Genomic DNA, 9085 nt, shown 5'->3' with positions numbered 1-9085 from the left:
CTCGCTAGTGCCGTCAGCAATCGCATTGTCCTGGGACACGGCCAGCGTTATTTTATTAATATTTACAGGAGAAAAGTGAGAATCTTGTATACCTGAAGCCCCCCCACTCTGTGCCCTTATCCGCACCGTCTGCTGTGTTGAGCTTACCAGGGTTACATTTGCTTGTCCGTTATCATCCGTTGTTGAAGGTGATGACGTCAGTGTCACTCCAGTGCCTGTTACAATCATCAAAGATAATGGAGCCCCTCGCACCGGCTGAGAATTGCCATTTGTGGCTTGTACCAGTAGTACGTTATTCGTCACACCATCCGCTGGACTATTGTCTGTTATCACCCTCAATTCAAGATGCTTCACAGTATCATCGGGATTCTTACGGTACTGCATAACAATTTCGTTATTGCGGTTCACCAGATCATATCGGCTTCCTGCTAATGAGCGCTGTTGCGCCACATTATTCGAATTTAAATGCCAGCCCCAGTTATGTCCTATTGTCCAGTGCCCCTCCAGTACCGCCTGTGTGTCATGTTGGCTCTGCCCCTGCTTCTGGTTAAGCCCCAGTGTGAGTATCGGGACAGGTGTATACTCCAGCCCTGCCGTCATCGCATATGGATTGTGCTGACGGTGTTCTTTATCAAAAAGTGCAACTTGGTCTCCATAGTATTGCTCCCAGATCAACTTTGCTCCCAGTTGAGGATATGCTGGCAACCATCCCTCAGCACGAAGATCATAGCCGCTTGCTGGCTTCTCCTGCCAATTATTATCGAGATCCTGAGAATTATGCCATTGAGTTGTATTCACATAGGTATTAGCTGAAAAATGCAGATAATTTACCCATGCTTCACCACCGAAACCAATACGCCGGTTGTTTCTTGAGAAATCTTCGTCGAAGAAAACATTACCACCAAACATCCAACCATTTTCCCAGAAAGTACGGATTCCATATCCCAGATTGCCAGTTAAACGGCCTTCGGGTTTACGGATACCACCTTCAATGTACATCAGGGATATCTGATTATCATACAAAGGTACTAATAAATCTGCGCTACTGTGGCCCCAGTTGTTATTACGATTCCAATCGAGTTGAACGCGAGCGGTGCCATAATATCCCAACCATTTCTGTATGGCTTCTGCACCTTTCCCTGATGCAAAGGACCTCGCAGTTTCAGATGCGTTACCGGAAGCCAACATTCGGGCTCCACTACTCAATTGAGATGAGAGAGGTAACGTAGGAAGGCTTTTGTCTGGATCTAAAGTACTAGATGACTGCAGATTTTGTGTCATTAGTTGTGTACTATCGGAAGAAAAAGGCGAGCTGACTGCTGCAACTGAAAGGGAAGATATCACTAAGCTTATTACAAGCAGGCTTCCTAAAATATTTTTTGATAGAAAAGATGGTTTGTTTTTCATAATAAAAACACTCGTTAAAATGCCCCCAACAACATACAATAATCTGGCAGAAGAGTTTTACCGCCGAATCGAGAATAGAATGATAGAATTCCGATGAAAAATTCAGAAAAATTAACCACAAACAGTGGGTAACCAGCCTGAGGATACAAGAATGATAATCTATATTAGTTAAACGGTTGGTAACAAGACGTATGTTTTATCAGCATTTAAGTTCTTACCTAAATTTGGACAAACCTTCGATAAAATCGATTAAAAACACTGCCGCCCTTGCCGAACTCAATGTCGGCAGAGAGGCCAGTGACTGCGTAAAGGTCAGACAGAGTAAGTACCTGAACAATCTGACTGAGCAGGACCACCTTAACATCAAACGGAGGATAAAACTGATGACGGGATTCAAATCTTTCCGGCGGGCACAGACTGTCCTGGCAGGTATTGAGCTGGTACATATGATACGCAAAGGGCAATATCAGCATCTCAAATTATTTCACTTATCCGTACGACATTATGCTTGCAACGTGCTTAATCCTGTCAGACCTTGTATCAAGAAAAACTCTGATAAAGATCTGACAGGACCTTAACCATATTAATATACAACTAATGCCATACATCACATTTAAATTTAAGTTTAAGTTAACTTCACCTCACATAATTATAAAATCGAATATTACAATATGGAGTTTATTTCTTCTTAATCGCAACACCACACAGCGATAATATTGAAAAAGTGTGGATTTTACCATCTACTAGGTTGACTGCTTCAGCAAACCCTAAAACTTCAGTGTTGCTCCAGTAATGTTTTCCTCCTGGAATGAGCCATCCATTATATTTCGACATATCCCCCCATTCTGCAAATAGTGCTGTAAGCTCACCCAATGATGGATATTCACTGGGAGTTAACCAGTCATATTGCTTCCATGTTCCAAATGTAGTGAAGAATGCTTCCAAAGAAAAAGAAATGCTTGATATATTATTAGTCTTAATATCTTGTACTGTAATTGTATACTCTTTATCATGTGTTGCATTACTACTGAACGTAAAAGCAGCTTCATCTGAATGTTCACCGCTTGCTTCATAGATAAGATCGCTACTAGAATTTGAGCTCCATTTGTAATCACCACTGCCTCCTGCAACTTGAACATAGAAGGTTGCATCAGGCCAGGCAACAGTAGGACCTGTGCCGCTGAATGTTTTAATTAGGTTAAAAACGCGCACAATTGATAGGTCAGGGTAGTCTTCCTGAAAATCAATGAACACTGAATTGGAGCGTCCAGTGTACGTCTCTGCTGTGACTGTATCAGAATCTTCAGGTTGCTTACTAATAAGTCTAGCATAGGCTTTGCCATCACCATCAGTGATAGTAGTAAAGTTTGTTGCGCCATCGCTAAATGTGGCAGCGTTTCCATCGACATGGAATGTAACACTGATGCCTGACACAGGATTCGATGTTTCCTGTGAAGTTACAGTGGCTTCTACCTGATTAAAAGCTTGACCGTTAGCAATCGCATTGTTTGCAATAACTTTAAGGACAGTATTTAGAATTGGCTTAACTTCCTTAAAGGTGGCATCAGCTTCTTCTTCAATAGATAGCTTTCCTTTCACATAAGCCACTACTTTAGTAGTGCCTGAGTTTGTATTAGTAAATGCCAGTGACGCTGTACCATCATCGTCTGAGGTGGTAATTTCTAAACTAGCTTCCTTACCCTCCACAAACTGAGCTCCACCAGAAAGACTAATGACGACCGGAGTTGAAGGAACAGGGATACCATCAGTAGTGACGGTTTGAATTAAAAGTTCATTCTCTGAAACCCCATCAGCCAGAGCATCGTCTCTGGTAATTATTAATAGTAATTTCTCAACAACAGCGTTAACCGGAATAAATACACTAGAGGTTGTCGCTGAAACTGATTTGTCAGTTGCAAGCTCAATATGAACGTCTACCGTTTCAGCTGTACTATCATAAAACTGTTCATTTATAACCCCCTGATTATTTGTAATCAATGAAACCTTGTTTGTTTTATTGGACGCAAAAAGGGCATTACCAGTTAAAGTGGCTGTTATTTCTACATTATCAGCGTATGTTGTTCCGTTGACGATCGTGGCAGTAAAAGAATTCATTTCTTTTCCATCTGCGGGTGAACCTGACGTGGCCGTAAATACTTCGATAGAATAGGACATATTAACTCCTCAGATTATTAATAAAATTTAACTCGAGAACTAAATTCTACTACATCGTTATCAGTAGCAGCATGTGACAGCAACATATGAAAATGATTTAGTGAAAACCCCAACTAATACGCCAGTAATATCATAATCAGGAAATATAAGACCATCAGTAAAATGCAACAACAATGCAGCCAAAATTTTGGCAGTATAAACATTATCAACATCGAACCTTTTATTTTTGGGATGAGTAATTGAATCAACAACAAGTAAACACTAGGGCCATATAATTACATAATTAATGTATTCTAAGTGAAAACCAAGGCCAATCAAGCCTTGGTAGAGAGTGCCAATCTTATATGAAAGCGATAAGACTATGGGCCTAATACATTGACGTTGTATGTTCTAATCTCATCTTTCTTAACTGAGTAATTAACTCCATCGATTGAAAGGTTATATGAAAAAGTAGCACGTCCAATACCAATGGTATTAAAAAATGAATGGTTGACATCATTCATATTGATACTAAAGTCATCAGTATAATTAGCACCAATATAAGGAGATAGATCAAATGAGTTAGTTACTATTACTGCACCGTTTGTATTATATCCAGCAGCAATAAAGGTTCCGGAAGTTGCATTTTTAAATGGTTCTGCAACTTCTTCCCCATCCGCATTATAAACAGTTGATTTTGTATCAAACTCAACAATAACAAGTGCATAGTCATTCATAACTTTATTTATATATCCATTGTTGGCATCTGCAGCTGGAATGTCAACTCCAATAAGATAAGGATTTGAACCTGCAGCATTGTTTCGCTGAACAACAATAACACCGATATCGGAAAATGAAACATTCCCGGCAACATCTACAACGGTCACTCCATACTTATAAGTACCGTTTTGAAACAACTCCTCACGTCCAGTGAGATCAAATGTAGCGTATTGATTGTCTACTAAAGTCGGGCCATGAATAACGTGCTCGCCCCAATAAAGAGTAATAATATCAGAGGATGAAAGGCCCTGTGAGCTATTTAACAAACTGACAATAATTACAAGATCCTGTGAATCAAAGACCTCATCATTTATTACCCCGTCAGCCGCCGCTGCAAATCTGGCTGATGCTGTATAAGTAGCATCAATAATATAAACTACTATTTCAGCATTCTCATCTAAGTCTTGACTATCTGAAGCTGATGAAGCCTCAACAGAAACATCCAGAACAACAGTGCTTTCTTGAGCGGCATCAGTAAAGTCCATAAAAATATCAGCTGAGCCGGCTGCATTTGTTATGGCATTATTTAGTTGCTCAACTTGCGGGGAGCTGCCACCATCGTTTACATCGATCACTTCACCCTGCTTAGGGTTAAATTGTGTGTCAGTTACTTGTACCGTCAAGCCATAGGGGATGATGCCACACCAGGATTTCTGCCATACAGTTATTGGATTTAGAACTCTTACAACTATAGCGTCTTCATTAATGAATGTTTTCATAAAAACCTCTCTACGATTATAGATTTATGGCATTCGTCAAAATTTAGCACATAAAAAATAATTTTAACGAATAGATAGTAGTGCCTGTTTAAGCTCTACACAAGGAAATACATTTAAAGCAGTTTTTCTAGAACTATTAATAATTTCAACACCGGGTAGTAGCTCTTTTAATAACTCGAATTGTTTCAGCCAGTTATACATTTTATCTAACGAAGGATTACCTAATCCTGAGGGATGGTCGCCATGCCAATGAGTTCTGCCAGATTCAGATAAAGCGCAATCAAAACCCAACAGAATAATATGGTCATACCCTCGCTCAACTGCAAATAGTATTGCTTTAGCTCCAGAGTTAAAAGATCTGCAACGTAATCGATGATGATTTATGGAATATAGGCGTGAAGCAACTTTACTACTCGTCCAAAGATTTGCACCAACATTTATGGTGTGGTAGTAATGATGCCACCAATTAAAATCTCCAGAATAAATATATTTACATGTCGGGATGATTTTCCACGATGAATTGATTGCAATAGCATCCCTTCCATCGGTAATACAGGAAATAACATCTTCTTGGCATAATGAAGGTCCGCTAGCTATAATAATTACACTCTTCATATGAATTAGGGAAATCCTATATAGAAACATATATTGAATATAAATACATTGATTAATATTTCTAACAATACCGCATTACAAGTTTCAATGCTTTCATAAAAATCATTAGAATCTATTTCGGATTAATGTATATAAACTAATACGCTACAAAAGAACAACTCACGTATGTGATAGAACCGGATGCTTCAGGTAATGACAATTCAATGTTTACAATTTCAGAAACTTTATTAACAATATCAATTTCCGCACTAAAATCAGGATTCAACAAAATATCTGCAGTACTTGTTCCGTAACCTGAAATCACTGCACTACCATTTAGCAATCTCACTCTAACTTTGGTTATAGCGGCATCATTATCCGTTTTGAGATAAATTGAACAAGGCGTAACTCCATTATCAGGAGCAAGCGTTGAGTAGTTAATTGACTTTAATTTTCCATTACCCTTAGAATAAGGGCCGAACACAGATTCTTCTGATACAGATTTAGTTGAATTGTTGTATGCTGTAATTTCACTAACACCTTGAGAGGTTGAATATATTTTGAAATATAGCAATCCTTCTTCATCTAACTTGTCGTTTATAACTGACAGTCCAGATGGTGAGAAAAGCGTTGGCTCAGAAACCGCCAATGTCACAGATTCTCCAGCCTGTCCTCTAATTACACCATAATTGAAAGGATATAAATTTATAGCTGCGTAATCAGTATTTGCTGCCCCCTGAGTTACAGTTATAGAAAGTTCCTGATCGTTAGTGTTTTTTATTTCTGCAGATGAGTTTTTAGAGTGTCCTTTATAAATCTGCTTTGAATTTTGCACCTGGTAATAAGCTAAGATTTCCCCATCACCACCAGACATAAGAAATTCATAATCTATAACATAATTTATCCCTGCGCTTATGTTTTCATCAGATATTAAGACAATACTGTACTTACTGTATGTAGACGCTCCTTTTTTAGTAAGGAAAATAGTCACAATATCACCAAGAGTGATATCTTTATATGGTGCAATGTAAAGATGTGTTCCTTTATTTTCTTTTATACTACTCCAAGAAATAATATCATTTACAGCATCTGTAAATATTGGGGCGGGGTAATTGTCATCAACATCCCCATCAATTACAGTAACTACTATTTCCTGAGATTTTTGTTTATTCTTAGCTATATCGGTGACTGTATAGTATAACTCATGCTTTCCCAACCCAACATTTGTCTTAATTATAAGACTTAACGGGAAAGCACCTTCTACAATGGTTATATAGTATTCAAATACTTTTATACCATCCCAATAAACTTCTATTTCATCAGAATTATTTACTCTTTGATACTCGGTAATTCCTACGAAAACCCCACCGCCCAGCTCAATGTCACTTAATAATATTTCATTTTCTGAAAATGCCTGAGGAAGCACTGGTAAAAAGAGATCATCAAATATCATATTTCCCTCCAGATTTAAAATGATTTATCTTTCATTTACTAAATATTAAGATGGTACTGGTTTTACTTACAACCCTATCCAGACATAAATAATTTCTGTATGAATTGTTCATATCAAATCAACAGTATTTAGCCTCATAAATACCATCATTAATAATATTCATCGCAATGAAAAATCTAAATATTAAGTAAGGCGAGAATTTTAAATCACTTTTTATAATAAACTTAACTTGTAATCCATTTAAGCTTACAAGTTGCAGTATAATTTCATGAGAGCAAATTTCATTATTTAAGGCATAGCTACCGCACGACTGCAGTAGTTGCAGAAGAACGTTGTAGTGTTACTTACCTTCAATGACATAACAATAACTGGGTTTTATTACCTTTTTGTAAAAAACTCAAAAAAGGAATGCACACCTAATCATTAATTAACTAATATTATTATCGTCTAGCGTGTTACTCTTTCAAAAACATAACTACCTATACCTTCACGACCAAGTTCAGTTTCTATGAAATTAAATGCTACACAGTTAAACCCTAGGGTACCAAACCAACGAATCAAACCGTTGTGTGAGAAGTACCATATGTGTTCGTTTTTACGATAGTGCCGTGAAGATAATATAGAATCTCCATTTTCAAATACAGGTATAGACAAAAAGACCCACTTTTCTGCCCTGGCAACAGCTTTGTCAGGAAAGTCTATATGTTCAAGAGAATCCCAAAATGAAAGAGCAGCATGATATCCTGTATATATATCAACCCACCGAGACGTTTTTTTTAGCCATTTTACACCTGATGGATTTACATCATATCCAAATGTTTCAGGCCGTGCGTTTATGAACTGACCAGCGCCTACACCTACATCGACCAACGGCCCGCTATAATGTTGTTGCACTAGACGAACGCGTGCTGCTGTTAACTCTCTCCCCATGGGGGTTTTAGCCATATTCTTGTATCGTGTGAAATAATTTTCGTCATATGGACGTTCAGGAGGTACTGGGTAATACCCCATTCCTAATTCAGGCAACCATATAAGCCCATTTTGCAACTCATCAGAGAACGATTTCATATAGCCACTCGTTAAGTTTATTATCGAAACTGCTTATATATTTGCTGCAGTTATGATTTGCATTTGTACACATGCAGTATTTATCTGGTATAGCCCAGCTTAGTTTTGATAAATTCATCGTTGCATCAGTCACAATGTTTGGAGCATTATGCCCTCCCCGCCCACCTGCGATTATGAATAGTGGTTTTTTATATGCTATTGCCATTGGTAGTGAAAAACCAACAGGACTTACAATGCAAGAAGCCCTATCATAGAGTGAGCATAATTGAGTAAGTGATAATTCTCCTCGATGAAGTTTGAGGTCGGCTTCTGGTTCACTTCCCACTATCCATTCTACACCGTGTAGTGTATCTGCCACACTTACAACATAGAAATGCTGACGTAACGTTCTTGCAGCAATAGCTAAGTATTCAGGATCTGGATTACGCGAATTGCTAGCCCATTCCGTGCGTATAGTTGCTGGGCGGATGACTGCTATTTTTTTATCAGTAGGAATCCACGGATGATCATCGTTAAAGTGTGGTAAATCAAATAGCAGATTTCCACTAACGCCAAACTGGTTTCGAAACGTTTGGATTATCCCACCCATCGTCAAATCTTTTGCACTATAGCCAATACTTTTAACTATCAAATCTTTTGAAGAAGGAGGAGAATGAAAAGTATAACTCGTTCGCAATTCATTTTTAGCCTGAGTGCGTAATCGTGTTTTACTGCGTACGCAGTTTATGTCCAAGTCTTGATACAACTCAGGCCAACAAGTACGGACATATGCACCAGGAAAATAGCTTAAAAAAGGACGTTGATAAATAGAGTCCCCTAAACCATACATCCCCTTAAAAAAGTACTTAGTCATAATGCCTCGTCAGTTATTTATTAAATAGAAAATTCCAGCCATTAAAAATGATGAGCC

General features: G+C 38.2%; 7 protein-coding genes and 1 pseudogene. 1 reads left to right on the top strand and 7 read right to left on the bottom strand.

The window, feature by feature from the left end; translation table 11 throughout:
• The coding region (locus tag GSQ70_RS23445; RefSeq protein WP_199257303.1) for an inverse autotransporter beta domain-containing protein at positions 1 to 1407 on the bottom strand (1407 nt) is incomplete at its 3' end.
• A gap of 242 nt (positions 1408 to 1649) precedes the next feature.
• Here GSQ70_RS23445 and GSQ70_RS23440 point away from each other — a divergent pair.
• A pseudogene (locus tag GSQ70_RS23440) lies at positions 1650 to 1985 on the top strand (DDE-type integrase/transposase/recombinase); the annotation flags it as partial.
• Positions 1986 to 2085: 100 nt separating this feature from the next.
• Here the strand turns inward: GSQ70_RS23440 and GSQ70_RS23435 are convergent.
• The 6 genes from GSQ70_RS23435 to GSQ70_RS23410 form a co-directional block, all read right to left on the bottom strand.
• Complete coding sequence (locus GSQ70_RS23435; RefSeq protein ID WP_158784758.1) at positions 2086 to 3582, bottom strand: Ig-like domain-containing protein; 1497 nt, start codon at positions 3580 to 3582, stop codon at positions 2086 to 2088.
• A gap of 359 nt (positions 3583 to 3941) precedes the next feature.
• Positions 3942 to 5060, bottom strand: coding sequence for a hypothetical protein (locus GSQ70_RS23430; RefSeq protein WP_158784757.1), 1119 nt, complete (start codon positions 5058 to 5060; stop codon positions 3942 to 3944).
• 63 nt (positions 5061 to 5123) lie between these two features.
• Positions 5124 to 5675 carry a hypothetical protein gene (locus GSQ70_RS25825; protein ID WP_199257302.1) on the bottom strand — a complete coding sequence of 184 codons (552 nt, stop codon included), beginning with the start codon at positions 5673 to 5675 and terminating at the stop codon, positions 5124 to 5126.
• Between the two features lie 136 nt (positions 5676 to 5811).
• Complete coding sequence (locus tag GSQ70_RS23420) at positions 5812 to 7107, bottom strand: hypothetical protein (RefSeq protein WP_158784756.1); 1296 nt, start codon at positions 7105 to 7107, stop codon at positions 5812 to 5814.
• 447 nt (positions 7108 to 7554) lie between these two features.
• On the bottom strand, positions 7555 to 8175 hold the full coding sequence (locus tag GSQ70_RS23415) for a methyltransferase domain-containing protein (RefSeq protein WP_158784755.1): 621 nt from the start codon (positions 8173 to 8175) through the stop codon (positions 7555 to 7557).
• Positions 8159 to 9028, bottom strand: a complete 870-nt coding sequence (locus GSQ70_RS23410) for a hypothetical protein (protein WP_158784754.1) — start codon at positions 9026 to 9028, stop codon at positions 8159 to 8161. The genes GSQ70_RS23415 and GSQ70_RS23410 overlap by 17 nt, the downstream gene beginning before the upstream one ends.
• Between the last annotated feature and the right edge of the window lie 57 nt (positions 9029 to 9085).

The sequence above is a fragment of the Pantoea sp. BAV 3049 genome, assembly GCF_009765445.1.
Taxonomy (GTDB): domain Bacteria; phylum Pseudomonadota; class Gammaproteobacteria; order Enterobacterales; family Enterobacteriaceae; genus Erwinia.
The sequence above is the reverse complement of the archived record's forward strand: the minus strand, read 5'-3'. Positions and strand labels throughout refer to the sequence as shown.